Origin of the sequence: Streptomyces sp. NPDC089799, assembly GCF_040684755.1 — a bacterium.
Taxonomy (GTDB): Bacteria; Actinomycetota; Actinomycetes; order Streptomycetales; family Streptomycetaceae; genus Streptomyces.
Genome location: NZ_JBFBGR010000004.1, coordinates 111800 through 137303 on the forward strand (window position 1 = coordinate 111800; position 25504 = coordinate 137303).

26 protein-coding genes are annotated in these 25504 nt (G+C 73.1%); 17 read left to right on the forward strand and 9 right to left on the reverse strand.

Annotation, left to right across the window (positions count from 1 at the left end):
* Window positions 1-275: 275 nt before the first annotated feature.
* The gene (locus AB0O36_RS05080) at window positions 276-914 is read right to left on the reverse strand and encodes a hypothetical protein (protein ID WP_365104197.1); all 639 of its coding nucleotides are present in this window, start codon (window positions 912-914) and stop codon (window positions 276-278) included.
* Between the two features lie 268 nt (window positions 915-1182).
* Here AB0O36_RS05080 and purN point away from each other — a divergent pair, with 268 nt between their 5' ends.
* Both purN and purH read left to right on the forward strand, forming a co-directional pair.
* Window positions 1183-1806, forward strand: coding sequence for a phosphoribosylglycinamide formyltransferase (gene purN / locus AB0O36_RS05085; protein ID WP_365104198.1), 624 nt, complete (start codon window positions 1183-1185; stop codon window positions 1804-1806).
* Window positions 1803-3368, forward strand: coding sequence for a bifunctional phosphoribosylaminoimidazolecarboxamide formyltransferase/IMP cyclohydrolase (purH, locus tag AB0O36_RS05090; protein ID WP_365104200.1), 1566 nt, complete (start codon window positions 1803-1805; stop codon window positions 3366-3368). Before purN ends, purH begins: the two co-directional genes overlap by 4 nt.
* An 83-nt stretch (window positions 3369-3451) precedes the next feature.
* Here the strand turns inward: purH and AB0O36_RS05095 are convergent, their stop codons facing one another.
* Window positions 3452-4099 (reverse strand): hypothetical protein, encoded by a 648-nt coding sequence (locus AB0O36_RS05095; RefSeq protein WP_365104202.1) that lies wholly within the window; start codon window positions 4097-4099, stop codon window positions 3452-3454.
* Between the two features lie 272 nt (window positions 4100-4371).
* Between AB0O36_RS05095 and AB0O36_RS05100 the strand changes: the two genes are divergently transcribed.
* The 6 genes from AB0O36_RS05100 to AB0O36_RS05125 all read left to right on the forward strand — a co-directional run bounded on the left by AB0O36_RS05100 (window position 4372) and on the right by AB0O36_RS05125 (window position 10407).
* Window positions 4372-5232 carry a bifunctional methylenetetrahydrofolate dehydrogenase/methenyltetrahydrofolate cyclohydrolase gene (locus tag AB0O36_RS05100; protein WP_365104204.1) on the forward strand — a complete coding sequence of 287 codons (861 nt, stop codon included), beginning with the start codon at window positions 4372-4374 and terminating at the stop codon, window positions 5230-5232.
* A 16-nt stretch (window positions 5233-5248) separates the two neighbouring features.
* Window positions 5249-5653, forward strand: a complete 405-nt coding sequence (locus AB0O36_RS05105) for a DUF3017 domain-containing protein (protein ID WP_365104207.1) — start codon at window positions 5249-5251, stop codon at window positions 5651-5653.
* A gap of 210 nt (window positions 5654-5863) precedes the next feature.
* The gene (locus AB0O36_RS05110) at window positions 5864-6853 is read left to right on the forward strand and encodes a malate dehydrogenase (protein ID WP_365104209.1); all 990 of its coding nucleotides are present in this window, start codon (window positions 5864-5866) and stop codon (window positions 6851-6853) included.
* A 142-nt stretch (window positions 6854-6995) separates the two neighbouring features.
* Window positions 6996-8804 carry a hypothetical protein gene (locus AB0O36_RS05115; RefSeq protein WP_365104211.1) on the forward strand — a complete coding sequence of 603 codons (1809 nt, stop codon included), beginning with the start codon at window positions 6996-6998 and terminating at the stop codon, window positions 8802-8804.
* 28 nt (window positions 8805-8832) lie between these two features.
* Window positions 8833-9240: a hypothetical protein gene (locus AB0O36_RS05120; RefSeq protein WP_365104214.1), complete on the forward strand. Its 408-nt coding sequence runs from the start codon at window positions 8833-8835 to the stop codon at window positions 9238-9240.
* A 3-nt stretch (window positions 9241-9243) separates the two neighbouring features.
* Entirely contained in the window at window positions 9244-10407 is a 1164-nt protein-coding gene (locus AB0O36_RS05125) for a hypothetical protein (RefSeq protein WP_365104217.1), read from the forward strand.
* A 41-nt stretch (window positions 10408-10448) separates the two neighbouring features.
* Here the strand turns inward: AB0O36_RS05125 and AB0O36_RS05130 are convergent, their stop codons facing one another.
* On the reverse strand, window positions 10449-10973 hold the full coding sequence (locus tag AB0O36_RS05130) for a carboxymuconolactone decarboxylase family protein (protein WP_365104220.1): 525 nt from the start codon (window positions 10971-10973) through the stop codon (window positions 10449-10451).
* Window positions 10974-11019: 46 nt separating this feature from the next.
* On the opposite strand from AB0O36_RS05130, the gene AB0O36_RS05135 reads away from it, so the two are divergent.
* A complete protein-coding gene (locus AB0O36_RS05135; RefSeq protein WP_365104222.1) occupies window positions 11020-12474 on the forward strand; it encodes a PLP-dependent aminotransferase family protein in 1455 nt (484 codons plus the stop codon).
* A 61-nt stretch (window positions 12475-12535) separates the two neighbouring features.
* On the opposite strand, the gene AB0O36_RS05140 is transcribed toward AB0O36_RS05135, so the two are convergent.
* Entirely contained in the window at window positions 12536-13405 is an 870-nt protein-coding gene (locus tag AB0O36_RS05140; protein ID WP_365104665.1) for a hypothetical protein, read from the reverse strand.
* A gap of 126 nt (window positions 13406-13531) precedes the next feature.
* On the opposite strand from AB0O36_RS05140, the gene AB0O36_RS05145 reads away from it, so the two are divergent.
* On the forward strand, window positions 13532-13855 hold the full coding sequence (locus AB0O36_RS05145) for a hypothetical protein (RefSeq protein ID WP_365104224.1): 324 nt from the start codon (window positions 13532-13534) through the stop codon (window positions 13853-13855).
* A gap of 49 nt (window positions 13856-13904) precedes the next feature.
* Window positions 13905-15101, forward strand: coding sequence for a glutathionylspermidine synthase family protein (locus tag AB0O36_RS05150; protein ID WP_365104227.1), 1197 nt, complete (start codon window positions 13905-13907; stop codon window positions 15099-15101).
* Between the two features lie 106 nt (window positions 15102-15207).
* Here AB0O36_RS05150 and rocD read toward each other — a convergent pair whose 3' ends face one another.
* On the reverse strand, window positions 15208-16413 hold the full coding sequence (rocD, locus tag AB0O36_RS05155) for an ornithine--oxo-acid transaminase (protein WP_365104230.1): 1206 nt from the start codon (window positions 16411-16413) through the stop codon (window positions 15208-15210).
* 246 nt (window positions 16414-16659) lie between these two features.
* Between rocD and glyA the strand changes: the two genes are divergently transcribed.
* From glyA to AB0O36_RS05175, 4 genes are all read left to right on the forward strand, one after another.
* Window positions 16660-17937: a serine hydroxymethyltransferase gene (gene glyA / locus AB0O36_RS05160; protein ID WP_365104233.1), complete on the forward strand. Its 1278-nt coding sequence runs from the start codon at window positions 16660-16662 to the stop codon at window positions 17935-17937.
* Between the two features lie 137 nt (window positions 17938-18074).
* On the forward strand, window positions 18075-19088 hold the full coding sequence (gene trpS / locus AB0O36_RS05165) for a tryptophan--tRNA ligase (RefSeq protein WP_365104236.1): 1014 nt from the start codon (window positions 18075-18077) through the stop codon (window positions 19086-19088).
* 179 nt (window positions 19089-19267) lie between these two features.
* Window positions 19268-19855, forward strand: coding sequence for a 2'-5' RNA ligase family protein (locus AB0O36_RS05170; RefSeq protein WP_365104239.1), 588 nt, complete (start codon window positions 19268-19270; stop codon window positions 19853-19855).
* Between the two features lie 154 nt (window positions 19856-20009).
* On the forward strand, window positions 20010-20939 hold the full coding sequence (locus tag AB0O36_RS05175) for a YihY/virulence factor BrkB family protein (RefSeq protein WP_365104241.1): 930 nt from the start codon (window positions 20010-20012) through the stop codon (window positions 20937-20939).
* Here AB0O36_RS05175 and AB0O36_RS05180 read toward each other — a convergent pair.
* Window positions 20890-22140, reverse strand: a complete 1251-nt coding sequence (locus AB0O36_RS05180) for a D-alanyl-D-alanine carboxypeptidase (RefSeq protein ID WP_365104667.1) — start codon at window positions 22138-22140, stop codon at window positions 20890-20892. The genes AB0O36_RS05175 and AB0O36_RS05180 overlap by 50 nt on opposite strands.
* Window positions 22141-22270: 130 nt before the next feature.
* On the opposite strand from AB0O36_RS05180, the gene AB0O36_RS05185 reads away from it, so the two are divergent.
* Both AB0O36_RS05185 and AB0O36_RS05190 read left to right on the forward strand, forming a co-directional pair.
* Window positions 22271-22564 carry a hypothetical protein gene (locus AB0O36_RS05185; protein ID WP_365104244.1) on the forward strand — a complete coding sequence of 98 codons (294 nt, stop codon included), beginning with the start codon at window positions 22271-22273 and terminating at the stop codon, window positions 22562-22564.
* Entirely contained in the window at window positions 22564-23892 is a 1329-nt protein-coding gene (locus AB0O36_RS05190; RefSeq protein WP_365104247.1) for a metallophosphoesterase, read from the forward strand. Before AB0O36_RS05185 ends, AB0O36_RS05190 begins: the two co-directional genes overlap by 1 nt.
* Before the next feature lie 30 nt (window positions 23893-23922).
* Here the strand turns inward: AB0O36_RS05190 and AB0O36_RS05195 are convergent, their stop codons facing one another.
* Genes AB0O36_RS05195 through AB0O36_RS05205 form a run of 3 tightly spaced genes read right to left on the reverse strand, consistent with a single transcriptional unit; the run spans window position 23923 to window position 25448 of the window.
* Entirely contained in the window at window positions 23923-24624 is a 702-nt protein-coding gene (locus AB0O36_RS05195; RefSeq protein WP_365104249.1) for a TetR family transcriptional regulator, read from the reverse strand.
* A gap of 11 nt (window positions 24625-24635) precedes the next feature.
* Window positions 24636-25040, reverse strand: coding sequence for a DCC1-like thiol-disulfide oxidoreductase family protein (locus AB0O36_RS05200; protein ID WP_365104251.1), 405 nt, complete (start codon window positions 25038-25040; stop codon window positions 24636-24638).
* Between the two features lie 3 nt (window positions 25041-25043).
* A complete protein-coding gene (locus AB0O36_RS05205; protein ID WP_365104254.1) occupies window positions 25044-25448 on the reverse strand; it encodes a hypothetical protein in 405 nt (134 codons plus the stop codon).
* Window positions 25449-25504 lie beyond the last annotated feature (56 nt).

Genomic DNA, 25504 nt, shown 5'->3' on the forward strand with positions numbered 1-25504 from the left:
GCGGTCGTGGGAAGTCGGGCGGGGCCGGGGCCGCCCGGCTGCGTCGCCCTGCCGGCCGGTAGGGACGGAGCCGGGTGGTGCGGTGCGGCCGGCCTCGTGGAGCGCAGCTCCGCCCGCTCGACCGCGCGCGGCCCGCCCGACCGGACCGGTGCGCTCGTGCGCCCGCCCCCGCCCCCGCGGCGAGGCGCCCGCCCGACCGGACCGGTGTGTTCGCGCCCCCGCCGGAGACGGAGAGGCCCCCCGCCCCCCGCGGCGAGGGGCAGGAGGTCACGGAGTCAGGGGCTGACGCCGATGAGGTTGCGCAGGGGCTTGGGGAGTTCGGAGTTGCACTTGAGCTCTGCCGAGTGGGTCAGGGCGTCGTCGCGGCAGACGTAGAAGTCCTTGTAGACGAGCTGGAGGGTGTACGAGGACACCGCCAGCAGCAGGGCCAGGGACGCCGCGATCAGCCCGCCGACCGCGGCGGTGCGCTGGGGCCGGGCGTAGGCCGCGGGCAGGCTGCCCGGCGTGGCGCCCGGGTGGGCGCCGCCGGGGGCGGTGCCGGCCGCGTCCGGGGCCTTCGGCTTGCCGCGGAGGGCGCTCACCCCCCAGTACACGGCCAGCGCACCCAGCAGGAGTCCCATGGACGGGATCCCGAAGAGGCCGAAGAAGAAGCCCCACATGCCGGCCAGCAGCGCGTACCGGGCGCGCCGCTGGACCGGGTCGGTGGGGTCCCAGCGGGCCGGGCCGCCGCCCATGCCGGTACCGGGGCCCCCGCCGGGCCCCTCCTCGCGGCGCTGGTGCCCGTCCGCGCCGTGGCGGGGCTGCCACGGCTGGTCGGGCCGCCCCTCCGGGGGCGCGGCGAAGGGGTTGTCGTCGCGGTTGTCGTCGCCCTGGGGCGTGGGGGTCGGGGCGGAGGACTGAGGGCGGTCCGGCATCGGGTGCGTTTCTTCCCCTGTGGAGTGTGGTGAGGGCGGGTGGAGAGCAGGGTGCAGACGGCGGTGGACGAGAGCGTCGGGCGTGCTGGGCAGGCGTGTTGCGTTGTCCCACCCAGACGCTACCGCCCGGGGCGGGGGCCGTCCCTCGGGGGCCGTCCGCTCTGCCGGTATCGTTGCAGGCGGTCGGTCGCTTCGTAGGGTCCCCCGTATGGCGGCGACCCCGATTTTCGTGCGATCCCACAAGAAGTAGTCGCGAGAAAGGGCCCCCATGGCCGCCTCCCGCCTGGTCGTGCTGGTCTCCGGTTCCGGCACCAACCTCCAGGCCCTGCTCGATGCCATCGACTCCCACCCGGGCGGCCCCGAGGGTTTCGGCGCGCGCGTCGTCGCCGTGGGCGCCGACCGGCACGGCATCGCCGGGCTGGAGCGGGCCGAGAAGGCCGGCATCCCCACCTTCGTGTGCCCGGTCAAGGACTACGGCAGCCGCGAGGAGTGGGACCGGGCGCTCACCGAGGCCACCGCCGCCCACGAACCCGCCCTCGTCGTGTCCGCCGGGTTCATGAAGATCGTGGGCAAGGAGTTCCTGGAGCGGTTCGGGGGGCGGTTCGTCAACACCCATCCCGCACTGCTGCCGGCCTTCCCCGGCGCCCACGGCGTACGCGACGCCCTCGCCTACGGCGCGAAGGTCACCGGCTGCACCGTCCACTTCGTGGACGACGGCGTGGACACCGGTCCGATCATCGCCCAGGGTGTGGTCGAGGTCCGGGACGAGGACGACGAAGCCGCTCTCCACGAGCGGATCAAGGAAGTCGAGCGCAGGCTGCTCGTCGAGGTCGTGGGGCGACTGGCCCGGCACGGCTACCGCATTGAGGGACGAAAGGTAACGATCCAGTGAGCACCACGCAGCGGGCGATCCGCCGGGCGCTGATCAGCGTGTACGACAAGACCGGGCTGGAGGAGCTCGCCCGCGGGCTGCACGAGGCGGGTGTCGCGCTGGTCTCCACCGGGTCGACCGCCTCGAAGATCGCCGCCGCCGGGGTCCCGGTCACCAAGGTCGAGGAGCTCACCGGCTTCCCCGAGTGCCTGGACGGCCGGGTCAAGACCCTGCACCCGCGCGTGCACGCCGGCATCCTCGCCGACCTGCGCCTGGACAGCCACCGCGAGCAGCTCGCCGAGCTCGGTGTCGAGCCCTTCGACCTGGTCGTCGTCAACCTCTACCCGTTCCGGGAGACCGTCGCCTCGGGCGCCACCCCCGACGAGTGCGTGGAGCAGATCGACATCGGCGGCCCGTCGATGGTCCGCGCCGCGGCCAAGAACCACCCGTCCGTCGCCGTGGTCACCAGCCCGGCCCGCTACGCCGACGTCCTCGCGGCCGTCCAGGCGGGCGGCTTCGAGCTGACCGCCCGCAAGCGGCTGGCCGCCGAGGCCTTCCAGCACACCGCCGCCTACGACGTGGCCGTGGCCTCCTGGTTCACGAATGCGTACGCGCCCGAGAGCGAGCAGGAGGGCGACCTGCCCGAGTTCCTCGCCGGGGCCTGGGAGCGCAAGGCCGGCCTGCGGTACGGCGAGAACCCGCACCAGGCGGCCGCCCTCTACACCGACGGTCAGCCGGGCGGGCTCGCCAACGCCGAGCAGCTGCACGGCAAGGAGATGTCCTTCAACAACTACGTGGACACCGAGGCCGCCCGCCGCGCCGCCTACGACCACGACGAGCCCTGCGTCGCGATCATCAAGCACGCCAACCCGTGCGGCATCGCGGTCGGCGCCGACGTCGCCGAGGCCCACCGCAAGGCCCACGCCTGCGACCCGCTGTCCGCCTTCGGCGGCGTGATCGCCGTCAACCGCCCGGTCACCGTGGCGATGGCCGAGCAGGTGGCGGACATCTTCACCGAGGTCATCGCGGCCCCGGCGTACGAGGACGGGGCCGTCGAGGTCCTCGCCCGGAAGAAGAACATCCGCGTGCTGAAGGTGGACGGCACCCCGCACCAGCCGGGCGACCTCAAGCCGATCAGTGGCGGCGTGCTGCTCCAGCAGTCCGACGTGCTCCAGGCCGAGGGCGACGACCCGGCGAACTGGACCCTGGCGACGGGCGAAGCCCTTTCCCCCGCCGACCTGGCCGAGCTCGCCTTCGCCTGGAAGGCGTGCCGCGCGGTCAAGTCCAACGCGATCCTGCTGGCGAAGGGCGGCGCCTCGGTCGGCGTCGGCATGGGCCAGGTCAACCGGGTCGACTCGGCCAAGCTCGCGGTGGAGCGGGCCGGCGCGGAGCGCGCGCAGGGCTCCTACGCCGCGTCCGACGCCTTCTTCCCGTTCCCGGACGGCCTGGAGATCCTCACCGCCGCGGGCGTGAAGGCGGTCGTGCAGCCGGGCGGGTCGGTCCGTGACGAGCAGGTGATCGAGGCCGCGAAGGCGGCCGGGGTCACCATGTACTTCACCGGGACCCGGCACTTCTTCCACTGAGTCCCGCAGTACGACGGCGAAGGCCGCGCCCCGCGATGCAGCGGGGCGCGGCCTTCGCCGTGCGGGGTGGGCCGGGTGGGCCCTTACGGTCGCCGGAAGTACGCGCCCGACTCCGCACTGGACAGCCCCGCGATCACCCAGATGTCCAGTACCAGGAGGATCACGGCGAAGATCAGGGAGATCCAGATCACGCCCACGTTGTCATGGGGGCCGGCCGCCGACACGGCGATCGCGTTGGTCAGCGTGCTGAGCGCGGCGAACAGACCCTGGAGGGAGGCGAAGACGATGCCGGAGACCCTGATGCCCGTGCGGCCCTTGCTCAGCTTCGCGGCGGTGAGGATCGGCCACAGGGACACGCCGGCGAAGAGGATGCCGAGGAAGACGAACGCACCGCCGAAGACGGTTCCCGCGTCACTCGTGGTGGAATCCGAGCTGTCGGAGAACTCGCTGGCGAACACCAGACCGCCGATCATCACGAGCACGCCGGCGAGGGCCAGCAGTGAGCCCACGATGAACAGGATGACGCGCGCGGACGAGGCGCCGCCGGGCATCGGTACCGGCGCGCCGGGGTAGCCGACCGCACCCGGTCCCGCCGGGTAGCCGTAGCCCGCCTGCTGCGGGTAGCCGTACGCGGCCTGCGGCGGAATGCCCTGCGGGGCCTGCTGCGGGTAGCCGTACTGGGGCTGACCCTGTGGGGCCCCGTACGGGTTGTTCGGGTCGCCGAAGCTCATGTGGGGTGTTCCTCCGTGGGTGGGGACGCGCGGGCCCGCGCGGAGGAAACACGAAGACTGAGCGGTCCGCCCCCCGGCACTTCCGCGATATTTCCCGGCCATCGTGGTCGCAGGCCCGGTGAGTTGTCCAGCTGACCGGGCGCTTGTACGGCGAGTTGTTGTGCAAGTGCAACCAGTTGCGCACAGCTTCGGGACAACCGGGGCGGACCTCCGCCGTGCCGCCACGGTCGGCCGACTGGAAGAGGGGCGGGTCCATCCGGAAGGATGGGTGCATGACCGCCCAGATTCTCGACGGCAAGGCCACCGCAGCCGCGATCAAGTCCGAACTCAGCACCCGCGTCGCGGCGCTCAGGGACCGCGGCGTGGTCCCCGGCCTCGGCACCCTGCTGGTCGGCGACGACCCGGGCAGCCGCTGGTACGTCAACGGCAAGCACAAGGACTGCGCCGAGGTGGGCATCGAGTCCATCCGGCGCGAACTGCCCGCGACCGCCACCCAGGAGGAGATCGAGGCGGTCGTCCGCGAGCTCAACGAGGACCCGGCCTGCACCGGCTACATCGTGCAACTGCCGCTCCCCAAGGGCATCGACACCAACGCCGTCCTGCAGCTGATGGATCCGGCCAAGGACGCCGACGGCCTGCACCCGACCTCGCTCGGGCGGCTCGTCCTGGGCGAGCCCGGCCCGCTGCCCTGCACCCCGTACGGCATCGTGCAGCTGCTGCGCCACCACGGTGTGGAGATCAACGGCGCGCACGTGGTGGTGCTCGGGCGCGGGATCACCGTGGGCCGCTCCATCGGGCTGCTGCTCACCCGCAAGTCGGAGAACGCGACCGTCACCCTCTGCCACACCGGCACCCGCGACCTGTCGGGGCTGCTGCGCCAGGCGGACATCATCGTGGCCGCGGCCGGCGTGCCGCACCTGGTGAAGCCGGAGGACGTGAAGCCGGGTGCCGCGGTGCTGGACGTCGGTGTCAGCCGCGACGAGGCCGGCAAGATCGTCGGCGACGTGCACCCCGGAGTGGCGGAAGTGGCCGCCTGGATCTCCCCCAACCCGGGCGGTGTGGGCCCGATGACCCGCGCCCAGCTGCTGGTGAACGTGGTCGAGGCGGCGGAACGGACGGCCGGTGAGGGCTGAGCAGGGAGCAGGGCCGGTGATCGAACCAGGCGAGCGGAAGTCCCGCCGCTTCCCCTCCGTGACCCAGGACACCGCCCGCCCCGAGGGCGGTGGCCGCGCCGCGCCGGGCGACGCGCCGGCCCCGGCCCGCCAGTGGCCGATGCTCAGCGTGCTGGCGGCGACCGCGGCCGGACTGCTGTTCACCGCCTTCGGGCATCCCCGGATCGGCTGCCTGATCATCGGGGCGGTGCTGCTCGCGGCCGCCGTGCTGCGCCAGATACTGCCGTCGGTGGGCATGCTCGCGGTCCGGTCCCGTTTCACCGACGTGGTGATGTACGGGCTGCTCGGCGCGGCGATCACCATGCTCGCGCTGGTGATGGAGCCCGACCCGGTGGTGAAGCTGCCCTTCCTGGAGGACACCGTCCGGTTCATCGTCCGCTGACAGGGTGAGGCCGGCGGGAACGGGCCGACGGTGGCGGAACAACCGCTTCCGCCGCATCGACCAAGGCCGAACGCCCTCCACGCCTTCAAACCCCCGGCCCCGTGTGCCACGTACCACAGGGACCCGGGGATCGGGCCCTCCCGCGGTCGGATAGCCTGCGCACATGGGGCAGGGACACGCCCCACCGCCAGCTGTCTAACGGAGAAGGCCATGACCCGCACTCCCGTGAATGTCACCGTCACCGGCGCCGCCGGCCAGATCGGCTACGCGCTGCTCTTCCGCATCGCCTCCGGCCACCTGCTCGGCGCGGACGTGCCGGTCAAGCTCCGCCTCCTGGAGATCCCCCAGGGCATGAAGGCCGCCGAGGGCACCGCGATGGAGCTCGACGACTGCGCCTTCCCGCTCCTCAAGGGCATCGACATCTTCGACGACCCGAACCAGGGCTTCGCCGGCGCCAACGTCGCGCTGCTCGTGGGCGCCCGCCCGCGCACCAAGGGCATGGAGCGCGGTGACCTGCTCTCCGCCAACGGCGGCATCTTCAAGCCGCAGGGCGCCGCGATCAACGCGAACGCCGCGGACGACATCAAGGTCCTGGTCGTGGGCAACCCGGCCAACACCAACGCGCTCATCGCGCAGGCCGCCGCCCCGGACGTACCGGCCGAGCGCTTCACCGCGATGACCCGCCTGGACCACAACCGCGCGATCACGCAGCTGGCCCAGAAGACCGGCTCCGACGTCACCGACATCAAGCGCCTCACCATCTGGGGCAACCACTCGGCGACCCAGTACCCCGACATCTTCCACGCGGAGATCGCCGGCAAGAACGCCGCCGAGGTCGTGAACGACCAGGCGTGGCTGGCCGACACCTTCATCCCGACCGTCGCCAAGCGCGGCGCCGCGATCATCGAGGCCCGTGGCGCCTCCTCGGCCGCCTCGGCCGCCAACGCCGCCATCGACCACGTCCACACCTGGGTCAACGGCACCGCCGCGGGCGACTGGACCTCCATGGGCATCCCGTCGGACGGTTCCTACGGCGTCCCGGAGGGCCTGATCTCCTCCTTCCCGGTCACCTGCAAGGACGGCAAGTACGAGATCGTCCAGGGCCTGGACATCAACGAGTTCTCCCGCACCCGCATCGACGCCTCGGTCGCCGAGCTCGCCGAGGAGCGCGACGCGGTCCGCGAGCTCGGCCTGATCTGATCCTCGGACTCGCGATCGGACTCCGGACAGGAGATCTGATCCTCTGAACTTCAGACCCGAAAGGGCCCCTGCCAAACCAGGCGGGGGCCCTTTGGCGTGAAACCGCCTGTTGATCCGTGTATGGCAAAAATAAGGTCGGCCGGTGACCGACACCCCGATCCCTACGCAGCCCGCGGGCGACGGCTGGGACGATCCCCGCAACGGCCGACCGCCCGTCCATCCCTCGCTCAGCGAAGCAGGCCGGCTGCTGTGTGCGGGGACCTACATCGACAGCGCCTTCCGCGACCGGGTCATCCACGAGCTGTACGTCCACGAGGAGCGGCTCGCCGCCCCCTCGCACGGCTACGACGCCACCCGGGTGCTCGCCCACGCGCTGCGCGCCCGCCGCGCCGAGCTCGGCTGGGCCGCCGCCGTACTCCTCACCTGGCTGGTGGGCTTCCTGCTCACCGACTGGCTGCTGCTCCTGCTCTTCGTGCCCTTCATGGCCTTCGCCCTGGCCCGCTGGCTGGGCTCCCGGGGCTCGGTCCTGCTCAAGGTCCTCGCGGTGGGGCTGCGGATCTACGCCGTCCTCTTCCTGGTCACGGTCCTGCTCCTGGTGGTCGGCCTGAGCGGTGACCTCACCGACCTCCTCGCGAAGGCGTTCGGCGGGGACGGCTCGTCGTCCGGTTCCGGCTCCGGCCTCGGCTCCGGCTACGGGTCGTACGAACCCGACCCGTCGTACGGCTCCTCGCACGAGCCCTGGGAGGACTCCGGCTTCGACCTGGCCAGCTCCCTCCCGCTCTGGGGGGTGATCGCGGTCTTCGCCGGCCTGGTCACCCTCGTCGGCCTCCAGCGCGCACACGTCGCGCGGACCATCGTCAACGACCTCGACCCGGCGCGGTACGCCGACCACGCCGGCGACCCCGCCGAGGCATCGCCCGGCGCCCGCCACGAGCGGATCCGCCGACGCATCCGCAACGAGCAGTGGTCACCCCTGGTCGTCTACGACGTCAACGACCCGCTGTGCGGCTCCGGCGCACCCTTCCGGCCCTGGCAGCTCTCCGTGGAGCTCCGCCCGCGCGACGGACTCGGCCCGGACCGCAAGCCCGTCCCGCCCACCAACGCCGACCTGCTCGGCGCGATCGTGCCCCGGCTGCAGCAGCTGCGGGTGCCGTCCCCGCACGGCTCCCGCCAGGTGCAGGAGCTGGTCCGGGACCGCCTGCGCGAGCTGGTCATCGAGGAGGTCGTGCACCTGCCGGCCGACGGGCTGGCGCACCGCGACAACGCCCCGGTCCAGCCGGAGGCGTTCGCCGAGCACCGGGCCGCGTCCATCGAGGAGGGCGGCGAGCGCCGCCGCCACTTCCTGCGGATCCGGGTCGGCGGCTGGGACGAGAACCTGGTGGTCACCGTGTTCGTACGGGTGCACACCCAGGGCGGCATGCTGATGCTGGAGTTCGCGCCGCACGTGCTGCTCCCGCTGCCGGTCGCCTACCTCAACGCGGACGCGGACGCCCGGCGCCACCTGCGGAACAACTGGATCGGCAAGGCGGCCTGGGCACTGGTGCGCACCCCGGGGTCCTTCACGGCCTCGGTCGTCACCCTGGCCCGGGGCGTGGCGAGCTGGTGGCGGATCGTCACCGGCGGCCACGGCGGGGCGCGGCCGGACGGGGCGTGGGCGTCGGTCCGCGAACTGGCCTCCCAGGACAACGGGACGATCTTCCACCTGATGGACCTGGACCGGTACCGGAAGACGATCGAGGACCGGGTGGTGGCCGGGGTGACCGAGGCGCTGCACGAAGCCGGCTGGCACACGGAGGAGTTCGCGCAGCGGGCCGCGGTCATCGTCAACTCGGGCGGTACGTACATCCAGCGGGTGGAGCACAGCGCGTTCGCGCTGGGGGGCTCCGGACACACCATCAGCGCCGGACACGGCGGCAGGGGGAGCGGGAGTGGCAGCGGCAGTGGCAGGTAACGGGGACGGGAACAGGAACGGGGATGCCGTGCACGGCGGGCCCCGTGCGGGCGGTGCGCAGGGCGCGGGTGACGCCGGCCGGCCGGCGGTGGTGCTGGGCGACATCAGCGGCAGCGCCTTCAGCATCGGCGGCAGCAACCACACGATCAGCGTGACGCACCATCACGGCGGCGGGGACACCGGCCCCGGGCGGGCGGAACTGCTGGAGGCGGTGCTCGACCTGCGGGCCGCCCTGGTGCGGCTGCCGCGCGGTGCCGACCGTACGGCCCTGGACGGTGAACTCGACGGGGCGGCCGGGGAGCTGGAGGAGGCGGAGGAGATCCGCCCCGGCGTCCTGGCCCGGCTGCGCGGCGCGCTGGACCGCTGGGCCCCGCTGGTGGAGTCGGTCAGCGCGGCGGCCGCACTGGCCGGCCTGCTGAGCGCGCTGGGGGGCTGAGCCATGGGCCCCTCCGCACCCCGCTGGGATCCGGTGACCCAGCGCTGGACAGAGCCCGGCGACCCCGCGCCCCCGGCGCCCGCGCCCGCTCCGGCCCCGGCCGAACCGCCACCCGGCCCGGAGCACGCCCCGCCCGCCGCCGACCAGGGTGCGTGGTGGAACGGCCCGGCCGCGTCCGGGGACGCGACGACCGCGGACACGGGATGGCCCGTCGCCGGCCACGCGGGTCAGGGCGGCCACGCCGGCCACGCCGGTCAGGCAGCCCCGGCGGCGGTCCCGGCCGCGGGCCTGCCGCTGCCGCCGATGCCGCCCCTGCCCCCCGGCTACCCGCCCGGCCCGCCCGGCTACCCGGGAGCACCGCAGCCCCTGCCGCCGGCGCCGCACGACACCCGTGCGCGCAGCAGGCTGGTCCCGGTGACGGCGGGCGTCGCCGTCGCCGCGGTGGCGCTGGGCGCGGCCGCCGTGTGGTTCGTACAGCGGGACGACCCGGCGCCGAAGCCGGAGGTGCACGGCCCGGTGGTGCCGTCCGGCGGCCCCCGCTCCGGGTCCCCGCAGCAGGAGACGCCCGCACCGTCGGCGGACGCGCCCTCGGCGGACCCGTCCGGGGCACCCTCCGGCACGGCGACCGGGATTCCGTCGGGACCGCCCTCCGGGGCCCCCTCGGGCACGGGAGCACCCACCTCCGGCGCGTCCGGCTTCCCGTCGCCGGCTCCGTCCGACCCGGCCGGTGCGCACCGCACGGTGCAGGACTCCGACGGCTTCACCATCGCCGTCCCCCAGGGCTGGAACAGGGAGAAGACGGGCAGCGGCGTGTTCTACCGCGCGCCCGACCGGACCGCACTGCTCCAGGTCTTCCGGGTCAGCGAGGCGGACCTCAGCCCGCTCGACGCCGTCCGGGCCGCCTCGGAGAACCTGCGCAGCCAGCCCAACACCCCGGACTACACGGAGATCAGCGTCGGCACGGTCGGCGGCTCGTCGGGCGCCGCCGAACTGGTCTACGAGTACGACAGCGCGGAGTCCAGGGGCCGCCGGCACGGCATCGAACGGGTCTTCCACGCCGCCGACGGCTCCAAGTGGGCGGTGCTGGCGGCCGGTCCGGCCACCGCTCCGGACACCGTCCGGCAGAACCTGGCGGCGGCCCTGGCCGCGTTCAGACCCGCTCCGTGAGCCGGCGCGCGCACGCGCGGGTCAGTGCGTGAACCGGCGCGTCAGTGCTTGAACATGCCCGGCTTGTAGTGGCCGGGCACCGCGCGCGTGGCGACGCCGAAGCGGTTCCAGGCGTTGATCGTCGTGATCACGGCGATCAGCTTGACCAGTTCGGTCTCCTCGAACTGCTCGGCCGCCCGCGCGTAGACCTCGTCGGGGACGAAGCCGTCCGTGAGGACGGTGACCGCCTCGGTCAGCTCCAGCGCGGCCAGCTCCTTCTCGGTGTAGAAGTGCCGGGACTCCCGCCAGGCGCTCAGCTGGAGCAGCCGCTCGGTGGTCTCGCCCGCGGCGAGGGCGTCCTTGGTGTGCATGTCGAGGCAGTACGCGCACTGGTTGATCTGCGAGGCGCGCGTCTTGACCAGCTCGACGAGGACCGGGTCCAGATCCTTCCGGGAGGCCAGCTCCAGCTGGAACATCGCCTTGTACACCTCGGGTGCGAGGCTGTGCCAGGCCATCCGGGCCGGCTCCTCGGGGGCGTAGTGGGTGGTGTCGGCGGTCCGGGCGCTGTCTTCTGCGTTGATCGTCATGTGTTCACCGTACGAGCGGAACGACCCACGGATATGGTCCATGTCCATGACGGAATCCTGGGCCAATCCGGCAACCGGTCCGACGGGAGGTCCGGCGACCGGGCCGGCCGTCGAACCGGCCGGTTTCGGTGCCGACCTGCACATCGACCTGACGGCCGGACGCGGCGGCCTGAAGGCCGGTCTCGCCGGGGCCCTGCGGGAAGCCGCCCGCAGCGGCAGGCTCGCGCCGGGCACCCGGCTGCCGTCCTCCCGGACGCTCGCGACCGATCTCGGCATCGCCCGGAACACGGTCGCCGAGGCTTACGCCGAACTGGTGGCGGAGGGCTGGCTGACGGCCCGGCAGGGCTCCGGCACCCGGGTCGCGCAGCGCGCCGAGCCGCGCCGGTCCGCGACCGTCCCGGCACGCCGCCCGGTCCGGCAGGGCGGAGCCGCGTACAGCCTGCTGCCGGGCTCCCCGGACCTGGGCGGGTTCCCGCGCGCGGCCTGGGCCGGTGCCGCCCGCAAGGCCCTGGCCGAGGCGCCGAACGAGGCGTTCGGGTACGGGGATCCGCGCGGCCGGGTGGAACTCCGGGAGGCCCTGGCCGGCTATCTGGCCCGGGCCCGCGGGGTGTACGCCGACCCGGAGCGGATCGTGCTCTGCGCGGGCTTCGTCCACGCGCTGATGCTGCTGGCGAGGGTGCTGCGGGCCCGGCGGGTGAGGGAGGTCGCGGTGGAGGCGTACGGCCTCGACGTCCACCGGGACCTGCTCACGGAGGCGGGGCTGCGGACCCGGCCGCTGCCCGTGGACGCGGAGGGGGCGGACACCCCCCGGCTGGCGGGGCCGGGAGTGGGCGCGGTGCTGATGACCCCGGCGCACCAGTTCCCGACCGGGGTGGCGCTGAGCCCCGCCCGGCGGGCGGCGGCGGTGGACTGGGCGCGGTCCTCGGGCGGGCTGGTCCTGGAGGACGACTACGACGGTGAGTTCCGCTACGACCGGCAGCCCGTGGGCGCGCTGCAGGGCCTGGACCCGGACCGGGTGCTCTATCTGGGCACGGCGAGCAAGTCCCTCGCCCCGGGGCTGCGGATGGGCTGGATGGTGGTGCCGCCGGCCCTGCTGGACGAGGTCCTCGCGGTCCGCGGGCAGATCGACTGGACGTGCAGTGCGCTGGAGCAGCTGACCCTGGCGCAGTTCATCACCTCGGGGGCGTACGACCGCCACGTGCGCAGCATGCGGCTGCGCTACCGGCGGCGCCGGGACCAGTTGGTCGACGCGCTCGGCGGGCGGGTGGCGGTGTCGGGGATCGCGGCGGGGCTGCACGCGGTGCTGGACCTGCCGCCGGGCACGGAGCGGGCGGTCCTCCAGTCCGCCGCCCGGCACGACCTGGCCCTGGACGGCCTGCACGGCTTCCGCCACCCGGACGCGGAGCTCCCGGCGCGCGACGCGCTCGTCGTCGGCTACGGCACCCCCTCCGACAGCGCCTGGTCCCCGACGCTGGCCGCGCTCTGCGCCGCGCTCCCTTAGGGCCTGTCCGGCGGATCAGGGTCGGACGGGCCCTGGCGCCGGGGGCACGGCTCCGTCGGGGTCACGGCTCCGTCGGGGTCGGTTCGCCGAAGCGGGAGAGGGCGAGGGCGCCGGCCAGGGCGATGGCGAAGCCGAGGAGGGCCAGCCAGGCCAGGCCCTCGCGGGTGCGGTCGCCCAGCCAGAGGACGCCCACCAGCGCCGGCCCCACGGTTTCGCCCAGGACCATGCCGGCCGTGGCGGCGGTCACCGAGCCGCGGGCCAGGGCCGAGGTGAGCAGCAGGAAGGCCGCCCCGCCGCCGACCACGAGGGCGTAGAACGCCGGGTCCGTCAGGAGCGCGGCCGGGGCCGGGTCGTCGATCAGCCGGACCGAGACCTCCACGACCCCGAAGCCCGTGCCCGCGGCCAGGCCCAGCACCAGGGCCCGGGACCCCTCCGGCAGCCGCGGGCCCAGTGCCGCGCCGAGCAGCAGGATGCCCACCGCCACGCCGAGCATGACGTAGGGCAGGGCCGCCGGGCCCTGGTCCGTCCCCTCCGGGCCCGAGGCCAGCCCGAGCATCGCCAGCCCGGCGCACACGGTCCCGACCGCGGCCCACTCGGCCCGGCTCAGCCGGATCCGCAGCAGGCGTGCCGCCACCACCGCCGTGACCGCCAGGCTCGCCGCCAGTGCGGCGCTCACCGCGTAGATCGGGATGTTCCGTAGCGCGATGATCTGGAGGACGAAACCGGCCCCGTCGAGGGTCAGACCGAGCAGATACCGCCACTGCCGTACCGCCCGGAGGAAGAGGGCCGCGTCCACCCCCGCCGCCGCGCCGTCCGCCCTGCCCGCCGCGCCGTCCGGCGCCGTCCCGGCCGTCGCCGCCGCACGCGCCGCCACCGCCTGCAGCACCGAGGCCGTACCGAAGCAGACCGCCGCACCGAGCGCGCAAACCATACCGATCAGCACAAACAGAATGTAGTGCAGCGCCCGGCGGGCCTCTCTCCGGCGGCCGGATTCCATCCCCCGTGCGGCCACCCCTAGTCTGTCGGCAGCACGCCACCGGTAGGGGGAGCATCAGATATGGAAAGCAGCAGCATCGAGCCCGGCAGCGCCGGAGCCGTCACCCGGCGGCGCATGCGCTCGGGCGGGGTCGCCCTGGGCGGCATGGGCCTGCTCGCGGCCACCCTGGTCGCCTGCGGCAGCGACTCCGAGCCGGACCGCCGCTGCGCCGACCGCGTCACGCTCACCCAGCTCAACATGGAGGAGTGCAAGAAGGGCGGCCGTGGCTCGTACTACTACGGCGGCTACGTCCCCACGGGCAACAAGGTCACCGGCGGCAGCTTCGACAAGAGCGCGGTCAAGCGCGGCGGCATCGGCGGCGGCCACAGCTCCAGCGGCGGCTGACCGCCACCCGGCGCGGCACCGTACCCAGAACGACTAAGGACGACCGGACGTGAAGCGGCACACCATCGAGCCCCGCCCCGACTGGCAGAAGACCGTCGAGGAGCAGGGGCTCATCTACCCGCTCACCCGCTACCCCGACGACTCCCTGCACCCCTACTGGGACGAGAGCGCGTACTACTCCTTCAGCCTCCCCGAGGTGGAGGCGCTGGAGGACGTCGTCGAGGACCTGCACGCCATGTGCCTGGCCGCGGCCGGCCACATCGTGGAGCAGGAGCGCTACGCCGACCTGGGGATCACCGACCCCGTGCTGCAGCGGCTGATCGCCGAGTCCTGGCGCCGCCGCGCCGAACAGCCCTCGCTCTACGGCCGGTTCGACCTGCGCTACGACGGCACGGGCCCGGCGAAGATGCTGGAGTACAACGCCGACACCCCCACCTCGCTGGTGGAGGCGGCCAGTCCGCAGTGGTTCTGGATGGAGGAGCGCTTCCCCGGCGCCGACCAGTGGAACTCCCTGCACGAGCGCCTGGTCGACGCCTGGCGCCGGCAGGCCGAACTGCTCCCGCCCGGCCCGGTGCACTTCGCGCACTCCGAGGCCGACGAGCTCGGCGAGGACCTGATGACGGTCGCCTACCTCCAGGAGACCGCCGAGCAGGCCGGCCTGGAGACCGTCGCGCTGTCCGTCGAGAACATCGGCTGGGACCGGCTGTCCGGCCGGTTCGTGGACGAGAAGCTGAAGTTCATCCGCAGCTGCTTCAAGCTCTACCCGTGGGAGTGGCTGGCCGCCGACGAATTCGGCCCGCAGGTCCTCGACACCCTGGACACCGGCGGCGGCACCGGCAGCACCTGCTGGATCGAGCCCGTGTGGAAGATGCTGCTGTCCAACAAGGCACTGCTGGCGGTCCTCTGGGAGCTCTTCCCGGAGCACCCCAACCTGCTGCCCGCCTACCTCGACGGCCCGCGCGAGCTCGCCGAGGAGGGCGGCCCCGGGTACGTGGCCAAGCCGCTGCTGGGCCGGGAGGGCGCCGGGGTCACCGTGCACCCGACCGGCGGCGCGCCGTTCGTGCCGGCGCAGGCGGGGGAGCCGGTGTGCTTCCAGGCCCTCGCCCCGCTGCCCGACTTCGACGGCAACCGGGTGGTGCTCGGTGCGTGGGTCGTCGAGGACGAGGCGGCGGGGCTCGGCATCCGCGAGTCCGCGGGGCTGATCACGGACGAGTACGCCCGCTTCCTGCCCCACGTGATCCTCTAGCGCCGGGATCCGGGCCCCGGGCCCCGAGGACCCGGCCCCGAGGATCCGGCCCCGAGGACCCGGCCCCGAGGACCCGGGCCCCGGGGCCGGCCGGACCGGCCCGCGGCTACGCGGAGAGCGCGGCCCGCAGCTGGTCCAGCCCCCAGTCCAGGTCCTCCTTGCTGATCACCAGCGGCGGAGCGATCCGGACCGTCGCCCCGTGGGTGTCCTTCACCAGCACCCCGCGCTCCATCAGCCGCTCGGACACCTCGCGCCCGGAGCCGTGCCCGGGCGCGATGTCGACGCCCGCCCACAGGCCCCGCCCGCGTACGGCGGTCACCGTGCCGCCGCCCACCAGCAGGCCCAGCTCCTGGTGGAGGTGCTCGCCGAGCTCGGCGGCCCGCTGCTGGTACTCGCCGGTGCGCAGCATCGCCACCACCTCCAGGGCCACCGCGCAGGCGAGCGGGTTCCCGCCGAAGGTGGAGCCGTGCTCGCCGGGGCGGAACACCCCGAGCACGTCCCGGTCGGCGACGACGGCCGACACCGGCACCACGCCGCCGCCCAGCGCCTTGCCCAGCACGTAGACGTCCGGGACCACGTCCTCGTGGTCGCAGGCGAAGGTGCGGCCGGTCCGGCCGAGGCCCGACTGGATCTCGTCGGCCATGAACAGCACGTTCCGCTGCCGGGTCAACTCCCGTACGCCGCGCAGGTACCCGTCCGGCGGCACCAGCACGCCCGCCTCGCCCTGGACCGGCTCCAGCAGCACGGCGACGGTGTTGGCGGTGACCGCGTCCGCCAGCGCCGTGAGGTCGCCGTAGGGCACGATCTCGAAGCCGGGGGTGTAGGGGCCGAAGTGGTCGCGGGCCTCGTGGTCGGTGGAGAAGGACACGATGGTCGTCGTCCGGCCGTGGAAGTTGTTCGCGGCCACCACGATCTTGGCCTGGCCGTCCGGCACGCCCTTGACCTCGTAGCCCCACTTGCGGGCCGTCTTGACGGCCGTCTCGACCGCCTCGGCGCCCGTGTTCATGGGCAGCACCATCTCCTTGCCGCACAGGTCCGCCAGCTGCGCGCAGAACTCGCCGAAGCGGTCGTGGTGGAAGGCGCGGGAGGTCAGGGTGACCCGCTCCAGCTGTGCTCTGGCGGCGTCGATCAGGCGCCGGTTGCCGTGGCCGAAATTGAGCGCCGAGTAGCCGGCCAGCATGTCGAGGTAGCGCTTGCCCTCGACGTCCGTCATCCAGGCCCCCTCCGCGGAGGCGACGACGACGGGAAGGGGATGGTAGGTGTGCGCGCTGTGTGCGTCGGCGGAGCGGATGGCATCTGCGGTAGTCGACACGGGGTCTCCGTTCGTCCGTCCTGCGCCCGGTAGGGCTGTGACAGCGTGTGGCGTCCGTTCTATCCTCGCCGCCCGGCGCGGACTGCGAAAGCGTGCCGGTGTCGTGGCCGGTTATGGTGGGGGCACGCGCGGCGACTGGCGCACGGGGAACCAACTCCGGGGGAGCCGCGCGCGCATGTCCGCTGTCAGGGCCGCCCGCCTGGGCCCCGCGGGGTACGAACCGACATCGACCCCGGAGGAGCCGCCGTGACCGCGCGCCAGTCCGTCCCGCATCCCGCCCTGTTGTCCGCCGATCCCGAACTCGCCGCGCTGGTCGCCGCCGAGGAGCGGCTCCAGGCGGACACCCTGCGGCTGATCCCCAGCGAGAACTACGTCTCCGCGGCCGTGCTGGAGGCGTCCGGCACCGTCCTGCAGAACAAGTACAGCGAGGGCTACCCGGGCCGCCGCTACTACGAGGGCCAGCAGAACATCGACCGGATCGAGGCCCTCGCCATCGAGCGGGCCAAGGGCCTGTTCGGCGTGGACCACGCCAATGTGCAGCCCTACTCGGGCTCGCCGGCCAACCTGGCCGTCTACCTGGCCTTCGCCGAGCCCGGTGACACCGTGATGGGCATGGCCCTGCCGATGGGCGGCCACCTCACGCACGGCTGGGGCGTCTCGGCGACCGGCTCCTGGTTCCGCGGCGTGCAGTACGGCGTACGCGCCGACACCGGCCGGATCGACTACGACGCGGTGCGGGACCTCGCCCTCGCCGAACGCCCGAAGATCATCTTCTGTGGCGGCACCGCCCTCCCGCGCACGATCGACTTCGAGTCCTTCGCCTCGATCGCCAAGGAGGCCGGCGCGGTCCTGGTCGCGGACGTCGCGCACATCGCCGGCCTGATCGCGGGCGGGGCGCACCCCTCGCCGGTGCCGTACGCCGACGTCGTCTCCACCACCACCCACAAGACCCTGCGCGGGCCGCGCGGCGCCATGCTGATGTGCCGGGCCGAGCACGCCAAGGCGATCGACAAGGCGGTCTTCCCGGGCCTCCAGGGCGGCCCGCACAACCAGACCACGGCGGGCATCGCGGTGGCCCTGCACGAGGCGGCGCAGCCCTCGTTCACGGCGTACGCGCACCAGGTCGTGGCCAACGCGAAGGCGCTGGCGGCGGAGCTCCTCGACCGGGGCTTCGACCTGGTCTCGGGCGGCACCGACAACCACCTGATCCTGATCGACCTCACGCGCCAGTCGGTGCCGGGCAAGGTGGCGGCGCAGGCGCTGGACCGGGCGGGGATCGTGGTCAACTACAACACGGTGCCGTTCGACCCGCGCAAGCCGTTCGACCCCTCCGGCATCCGCATCGGCACGCCCTCCCTGACCTCCCGGGGCCTGACGGCCGGGCACATGCCGGCCGTGGCCGACTGGATCTCCCGCGCGGTCGCCGCGGCCGCCTCCGGCGACGAGCCGGCCCTGGCCGCGATCCGCTCCGAGGTCACCGCCCTCCTCGGCGCCTTCCCGGCCCCGGGCCTGCCCGTGGCGTGACCCGCCGTGCGGGCAGGCGTGCCGCCCTGCGGAACGCCTGCCCGCACCTCGGCGGAGCAGGGCCCGGAGCTCGGCGGAAGCGCCGGTTCCGGCACATCGCGGACAGGGGGCGTCACCGCACCTGCGAGAATGGGCCCATGGCCTCTGACCGTCCTCGCGCGCTCTCCGGTATCCAGCCCACCTCGGGCTCGTTCCACCTCGGGAACTACCTGGGCGCCATCCGCCAGTACGTTGCCCTGCAGGAGTCCCACGACGCCTTCTACATGGTGGTCGACCTGCACGCCATCACCATGCCGCAGGATCCGAAGGATCTCCGCGCCAACACCCGGCTGTCCGCCGCGCAGCTCCTCGCGGCCGGCCTGGACCCCGAGCGCTGCACGCTCTTCGTCCAGAGCCACGTCACCGAGCACGCGCAGCTCGCCTGGGTGATGAACTGCATCACGGGCTTCGGCGAGGCCAGCCGGATGACCCAGTTCAAGGACAAGTCCGCCAAGGGCGGGGTCAACAGCGCCAGCGTCGGCCTGTTCACGTACCCGATCCTGCAGGTCGCCGACATCCTGCTCTACCAGGCGGACTCCGTCCCGGTCGGCGAGGACCAGCGCCAGCACGTCGAGCTGACCCGTGACCTCGCCGAGCGCTTCAACCAGCGCTTCGGCCAGACCTTCACGCTCCCCAAGGCGCACATCGTCAAGGAGACCGCGAAGATCTACGACCTCCAGGACCCGGCGATCAAGATGTCGAAGTCGGCGTCCAGCCCCAAGGGCCTGGTCAACCTGCTCGACGAGCCCAAGGTCACCGAGAAGAAGATCAAGAGCGCGGTCACCGACACCGGCACCGAGATCCGCTTCGACGCCGAGAACAAGCCCGGCGTCAGCAACCTGCTGACCATCTACTCCACCCTGACCGGCACCGCCGTCCCGGTCCTGGAGGAGAAGTACGAGGGCAAGGGCTACGGTGCGCTCAAGACCGACCTCGCCGCCGTGATGGTCGATTTCGTCACACCCTTCAAGCAGCGCACCCAGGAGTACCTGGACGACCCGGCCGAGCTGGACGCGGTGCTGGCCAGGGGCGCGGAGAAGGCCCGCGCGGTGGCCGCCGAGACCCTCGCCCTCGCCTACGACCGCATCGGGTTCCTCCCGGCGCAGCACTGATCCGGCGGGCCGGCCGGGCCTTGATCGACCACTCGGGGACCGGCTGCCCTGGCCGTGAGGGGGGTGCTGGCCGCACACTGGGGCCAGCACACCACCACCACGGCCCGCACACGGGCGCACCGCCACCCGGCCACCCGGCCGCCGCCGCCCAGTCACACACCAGACGCGAGGAGACATACGTGGGGACCGTTACGCTCGGCGTTTCGATCGCGGTCCCGGAGCCGTACGGCAGCCAGCTCCAGCAGCTGCGCGCCGGCTTCGGGGACGCCGCCGCGCACGGCATCCCCACGCACGTCACCCTCGTCCCGCCCACCGAGGCGGAGGCGGAACGGCTCCCGGAGATCCGGGCCCACCTCGCGGAGGTCGCCGCCGCCTTCCGCCCGTTCCCGATGCGGCTGGCGGGCACGGGAAGCTTCCGCCCGCTCTCCCCGGTGGTCTTCGTCAAGGTCGTCGAGGGCGCGGCCGGCTGCACCCGGCTGCAGAGCCGGCTCCGCGACCCCGGCGGTCCGGTCAGCCGTGAGCTGGCCTTCCCGTACCACCCGCACGTCACCGTCGCCCACGGGATCTCCGAGGAGGCGATGGACCTCGCCTTCGCCGAGCTCGCGGACTATGCGGCCGACTGGGTGTGCGACGGCTTCGCGCTCTACGAGCAGGGTTCCGACGGGGTCTGGCGCAAACTGTGCGAGTACCCCTTCGGTGCCGGCCCGGCCGGGGTCCCGGCACAGCTGGGCTCACCCGTGGACGAGCCGGCGGCGCGCCGCTCCTGAGGCAGCACGCGGACGGCCAGGTACCTGAGCCTGCGCAGAACCAGGACATGCATCGGGCGCACGGAGCGCGTCGGGCGAAAAGTCACAGTGGACGACCGTAGCGCCCATAAGCGGCAATCCTGACTATTTGCATGCGCTCAATTACGGTGACGGCATGGACTGGCTGAAGAACCTGCCCGTGATCGGCCCCTGGGTCGTCCGTTTCATGCGGACCCGGCTCTGGCACTCCTACGAGCGCCTCGACCGGGTGCACTGGACCAGACTCGCCGCCGCCATCACCTTCATCAGCTTCTTCGCGCTCTTCCCGCTCCTCACCGTCGCCGCGGCCATCGGCGCCGCCACGCTCAGCGAGGAGCAGCTGAAGAAGCTGGAGGACGGCCTCGCCGAGCAGGTGCCCGGGATCTCCGACCAGCTGGACATCACCGGCCTGGTCGACAACGCCGGCACCGTCGGTCTGGTCGCGGCCGCCGTCCTGTTCCTCACCGGCATCAGCTGGCTCGGCGCCATGCGCGACTGCCTGCGCGCCGTCTGGGAGAAGGACGACGAGGACGAGGGCAACCCGGTCGTCCGCAAGGGCAAGGACGCCCTGGTCCTGCTCGGTCTCGGCGGGGCCGTCCTGGTCTCGGCCCTGGCCTCCGTCCTGGGGTCGACCGCGGTGGGCCGGTTCGGGGAGTGGCTGGGCCTTCCCGAGCGGGGCGCCGGCGGCGCCGTGCTGCGCGGCGGCGCCTTCGGGGTCGGCGTGGTCGCCGCCTTCCTGCTCCTGCTGTACCTGCTGACGCTGCTGCCCGGGGTCCGGCCGTCACGCCGCCTGCTGCTGCAGGCGGCGCTGATCGGCGCGATCGGCTTCGAACTGCTGAAGCTGCTGCTCAGCGGCTATATGCGGGAGGTCGCCGCGAAGAGCATGTACGGGGCCTTCGGCGTGCCGATCGCCCTGCTGGTGTGGATCAACTTCACCGCCAAGCTGCTGCTGTTCTGCGCCGCCTGGACCGCCACCGACGCCCCGGCGGACCCCGGGGAGGAATCCGCGCCGGAATTCACTCCTGAGGGCGACGGCCCCGCTGCGAACGCGGCCAGCGGCGGTTGACCAGGAACACCCCGCCGGCCAGCACCACGAGCACGCCGCCGGTGACGGCCACGGCCGTGGTGAGCCCGCCGGACTCCCCTCCGGCGGCCGCCGGGGTGTTCTCGTGCGACTGGGCGGGCGAGCCCAGCGGGCGGGTGTCGGCGCTCTTGGGCGGCACCAGCTCGCCGACCGGCTTGACCTTCCCGGCCGCCGCGAAGCCCCAGTCGAACAGCGCCCGGGTCTCCTCGTAGACGACGTTCCCGCCGCCCGCGGCCGGGTTCATCACGGTCACCAGCAGCTTCTTGCTGCCGCGCTGCGCGATGCCGGTGAACGTGGAGCCGGCCATGGTGGTGGTGCCGTTCTTCACGCCGGCGATGCCCGGGTACTGGGACATGCCGTGTGTGCCCGCCAGCAGGCGGTTGGTGTTCTGGATCTGGAAGGTCTCGCGCGCCTTGCCCGGCTCCTGCTTGCCGGGGAACTCCGCCGAGGCGGTGCCCGCGTACTCCCGGAAGTCCTTCTTCTGCATGCCCGAACGCGCGAACAGGGTGAGGTCGTAGGCGCTGGAGACCTGTTCCGGGGAGTCGTACCCGTCCGGGGACACCACGTGCGTGTCCAGCGCCTGGAGCTCCTCGGCGTGCGCCTGCATGTCCTTGACGGTCTTGTCGACGCCGCCGTTCATGGCCGACAGCACGTGCACCGCGTCGTTCCCCGACGCCAGGAACACCCCGAGCCAGAGGTCGTGGACGGAGTAGTCGTAGTACTCCTTCAGGCCGACCACGCTGCTGCCCGGGCCCACGTCCTCCAGCTCCTCCGGCTCCACCTTGTGGACCTTGTCCTTGGGGAGCGTGGGCAGCACGGTGTCCGCGAAGAGCATCTTCAGCGTGGAGGCCGGGGGCAGCCGCCAGTGCGCGTTGTTGGCGGCCAGCACCTCGCCCGACTCGGCGTCGGCGACGATCCAGGACCGTCCGCTGAGGTCGGCCGGCAGTGCAGGTGCGCCCGGCAGCAGGTTCACCTGGGTGCCGGGCTGGCCCAGCCGGGCACCGCCGACGGTGGACATCTGCGGGGGCGGTACGGCCACCGGCTTCGCAGGGGCCTTCGCGGGCCCCTGGGAGGGGGGCTTGCCGCCCGGCTTCGGGTCGTCGGCATGCGCGGGCGCGGCGAGCATCGCGGGCAGCGCCAGAGCGCTCGCGAGCAGGACGCCCGTGGTCTTCAGCACCTTCATGGCAGACACGAACGTGAACGTACCTTCATTTTGTCGTTTCACCACATCGGTTCGGCCAACCTGCCGCACGGCCGCCCGGGACAGCCCACCCCCACGCGTCCGTCCCGGTGACGGGCCGGATACTGGCCCTATGAAACTTGGCCGTGCCGCCTCCTGGTTCCTGCTCGCCTTCGGGGTGTGGAGCTGGTTCATCTGGGTGACCTTCGTCCGCAACCTGTGGAAGGACGCCAGCGGTCTGGCCTTCACCGACGCGGGTGACCCCACGGCCTACTTCTGGGTGCACCTGACGCTCGCGATCACTTCCTTCCTTCTGGGGACGGCCGTGGGCGTGATCGGGTTGCGCGGGGTGCTCGCCCTGCGTCGCGCGTCACACCCGGCGGACACCCCGGGTGCGGGCGACGGCGGCCGGGACGGGGCCGTCTGATGGCCGTGGTGGTGTTCGCCCTGGTCGCCCTGGTGGTCCTCGCCCTGATCGGCCTCGTCCACCGCTGGCTGTGGGTCCGCCTGGTCCGGGACACCACCACCGCCGGCTCCCGTCCGCGCCGCGCGCTGACCGCCGCGCTGTGGGTGCTGCCGCTGCTCTCGCTCGCCGCCCTGGTCTCCGGCCGGGCCGGCGCGCCGTTCTGGTTCCAGCAGGCCGTCGCCTGGCCCGGCTACCTGTGGCTGCCGGTGCTGCTCTACGTGACCCTGGCCCTGCTGGTCGCCGAACCGATCCGTTACGCGCTCCTGCGCCGGACCCCCGCTCCGGCCGGCGCTGCCGACCCCGCCGGGACGGAGCCCGCCGTGTCGGCCCTGCCGGTACCGGAGCCGGCCGGACCGGCCGGTCCGGCACCGGAGCCCTCCGCGGCAGCCCGCCCGGTGCCCGAAGACCGGGGTCCGGCGCAGAGCCCCGGCACCGGGGCGGGAGGGGACGGGGAGAACCCGCTGACCCGCAGGGTCTTCGTGGCCCGGGCCCTGGCCGGCGCCGCGGCCGCCGCCGCGGCCGGCACCGTCGGCTACGGCACCTACGGCGTACTGCGCGGCCCCCGCGTCAAGCGCGTCACCGTCCCCCTCGCCAAACTGCCGCGCGCGGCCCACGGCTTCCGGATCGCCGTGGTCAGCGACGTCCACCTCGGTCCGGTCCTCGGCCGTGCCCACACCCTCCGCATCGTCGACACGGTCAACGCCACCCAGCCCGACCTGATCGCCGTCGTCGGCGACCTCGTCGACGGCTCGGTCGCCGACCTCGGGCACGCCGCCGAACCCCTCGCCCGGCTGAAGTCGCGACACGGCGCCTACTTCGTGACCGGCAACCACGAGTACTTCTCCGGTGCCGCCCAGTGGGTCGACCACGTCCGCGAGCTGGGCCTGCACCCCCTGGAGAACGCCCGCGAGGAGCTCCCGTTCTTCGACCTGGCCGGGGTCAACGACATCGCCGGCGAGAGCGAGGGCCAGGGCCCGGACTTCGAGAAGGCCCTCGGCGGCCGCGACCGGCAGCGCCGCGCCGCCGTGCTGCTGGCCCACCAGCCCGTGGTGATCCACGACGCCGTCGCCCACGGCGTCGACCTGCAGCTCTCCGGCCACACCCACGGCGGCCAGCTCTGGCCCGGGAACTACATCGCCGAACTCGCCAACCCCACCGTCGCCGGCCTGGAGCGGTACGGGGACACCCAGCTCTACGTCTCCCGCGGAGCCGGCGCCTGGGGGCCTCCGGTACGGGTCGGCGCCCCCTCCGACATCACCGTGGTCGAACTGGCCTCGTACCACGCCTGACGGGGCATGCCCGGTCCGGGCCGGGCCGGTTCACTTCCTGCGGTTCGCCGCCGCCCCGGCCATGCCGGGCAGGAAGTCCGTGAACAGCTCGTGGACCTCGCGGACCAGCGGACGCAGCACCCGGAAGCGGGCCAGGACGATGCCGCGGGTGGTCAACTGCGCCCCGCGCTCGGCCAGTCGGCGGGTCTTCTCGCTGTTCTCCGAACGGTCGAAGACCCAGTACAGGACCAGCCCCATCTGCGAGAGCCACATCAGCTCGGGCAGCAGGTCCGCCAGTTCCTCGGGGACCTTGGTCTTCGCCCCGGCCAGCACCTCCCGGTGGATGGCGATGGCCTCGTTGCGGGCGGGCTCGGACTCGGGGGAGAAGGGGCTCAGCGGGCTTTCCGGGTCCGCCGCGTTCTTGAAGAACTGCGACGCGAACTCGTGGTACGGCGCCGCGATCTCCAGCCAGGCCGTCAGCACCCCGGACAGCCTGGTCTGGAGGTCGGTCTCCCGGTCCAGGATCGGCCGGACGGCCTCCTGGTGGGCCGCGCTGATCCGGTCGTAGAAGCCCTGGACCAGGTGCTCCTTGGACTCGAAGTAGTAGTAGGCGTTGCCGACCGATACCCCCGCCTCCTTGGCGATGGCCCGCATGGTCGTCTTGTCGTAGCCGCGCTCCTGGAACAGCCGGAGCGCGGTCTCGAGGATGAGCGTGCGGGTCTGTTCGCTCTTGGGGGCCTTCTGCTCTGTCACGGTGTCCGAGCCTATCCGGGGATCTCGCACCGCTCGTCACAGGATGCCGCTCCGTCACGGGTCGCCCCGCGCCAGGCGGCGGCGGCCGTCATGGCGGCCCGGGCGAAGGGCCGGCCCGCCGGGGTGGCGAGCCACTCGGCCTTCGGCCGGTGTTCCGCCAGCGCCCACAGGCAGACGATGAAGGCGTCGGTCCCGGTCCAGATCTGCCCGCCGTCACCGATCACGGTGATCTCGCGCAGCGTGGCCGCGTGGTCCAGGCCCGGGTGGAGCCGCCGCGCCTCGTCGGACGCGGCGGGCACCAGCCGGAGCGGCACCAGCCACCGCTGCCCGAGCAGCCAGTGCCGGACGTGCACGCAGAGCGGGCAGTGGGCGTCGTAGAGCACGGTCAGCCGGCGGACCGGCGTGCCGGGGCGCACGGTTCACGCACCGGCCGGGGTGGTCCAGCCCTGCGGGGCGACCGGCGGGGTCTGCCGGTGGTCCATCAGGCCGCGGCGGCGGATCTTGTTGAGCACCCAGACGTTGCCGAGGTGCATCACGCCGAGGACCAGCAGGACGACGCCGAGCTTGACCGACAGCGCCTCGAAGAGCGACCGGGTGTCGTCCACGGCGTCGGCGGCCTTCAGGTAGAGGGCCACGAAGCCGAGGTTGACCAGGTAGAAGCCGACGACCAGCAGGTGGTTGACGGCGTCGGCGAGTTTCTCGTCGCCGCGCAGCACATCGGCGATGAAGATGCGTCCGTTGCGGCTCAGGGTGCGCGCCACCCAGACGGTCAGGCCGATGCTGACGAGCAGGTAGATGACGTACGCGATCACGGTGAGGTTCATGCCCCCCGCCTCCTTGAACGTGTTCAAACGCTTGGCATGAACGACTGTAGGGCCAT

What these genes read in the sequence shown, in the direction of transcription:
- AB0O36_RS05080 (WP_365104197.1), bottom strand. Translation starts at nt 914, where the DNA reads ATGCCGGACCGCCCTCAGTCCTCCGCCCCGACCCCCACGCCCCAGGGC.
- purN (WP_365104198.1), top strand. Translation starts at nt 1,183, where the DNA reads ATGGCCGCCTCCCGCCTGGTCGTGCTGGTCTCCGGTTCCGGCACCAAC.
- AB0O36_RS05095 (WP_365104202.1), bottom strand. Translation starts at nt 4,099, where the DNA reads ATGAGCTTCGGCGACCCGAACAACCCGTACGGGGCCCCACAGGGTCAG.
- AB0O36_RS05100 (WP_365104204.1), top strand. Translation starts at nt 4,372, where the DNA reads ATGACCGCCCAGATTCTCGACGGCAAGGCCACCGCAGCCGCGATCAAG.
- AB0O36_RS05110 (WP_365104209.1), top strand. Translation starts at nt 5,864, where the DNA reads ATGACCCGCACTCCCGTGAATGTCACCGTCACCGGCGCCGCCGGCCAG.
- AB0O36_RS05125 (WP_365104217.1), top strand. Translation starts at nt 9,244, where the DNA reads ATGGGCCCCTCCGCACCCCGCTGGGATCCGGTGACCCAGCGCTGGACA.
- AB0O36_RS05130 (WP_365104220.1), bottom strand. Translation starts at nt 10,973, where the DNA reads ATGACGATCAACGCAGAAGACAGCGCCCGGACCGCCGACACCACCCAC.
- AB0O36_RS05135 (WP_365104222.1), top strand. Translation starts at nt 11,020, where the DNA reads ATGACGGAATCCTGGGCCAATCCGGCAACCGGTCCGACGGGAGGTCCG.
- AB0O36_RS05140 (WP_365104665.1), bottom strand. Translation starts at nt 13,405, where the DNA reads ATGGTTTGCGCGCTCGGTGCGGCGGTCTGCTTCGGTACGGCCTCGGTG.
- AB0O36_RS05145 (WP_365104224.1), top strand. Translation starts at nt 13,532, where the DNA reads ATGGAAAGCAGCAGCATCGAGCCCGGCAGCGCCGGAGCCGTCACCCGG.
- trpS (WP_365104236.1), top strand. Translation starts at nt 18,075, where the DNA reads ATGGCCTCTGACCGTCCTCGCGCGCTCTCCGGTATCCAGCCCACCTCG.
- AB0O36_RS05175 (WP_365104241.1), top strand. Translation starts at nt 20,010, where the DNA reads ATGGACTGGCTGAAGAACCTGCCCGTGATCGGCCCCTGGGTCGTCCGT.
- AB0O36_RS05180 (WP_365104667.1), bottom strand. Translation starts at nt 22,140, where the DNA reads ATGAAGGTGCTGAAGACCACGGGCGTCCTGCTCGCGAGCGCTCTGGCG.
- AB0O36_RS05185 (WP_365104244.1), top strand. Translation starts at nt 22,271, where the DNA reads ATGAAACTTGGCCGTGCCGCCTCCTGGTTCCTGCTCGCCTTCGGGGTG.
- AB0O36_RS05190 (WP_365104247.1), top strand. Translation starts at nt 22,564, where the DNA reads ATGGCCGTGGTGGTGTTCGCCCTGGTCGCCCTGGTGGTCCTCGCCCTG.
- AB0O36_RS05205 (WP_365104254.1), bottom strand. Translation starts at nt 25,448, where the DNA reads ATGAACCTCACCGTGATCGCGTACGTCATCTACCTGCTCGTCAGCATC.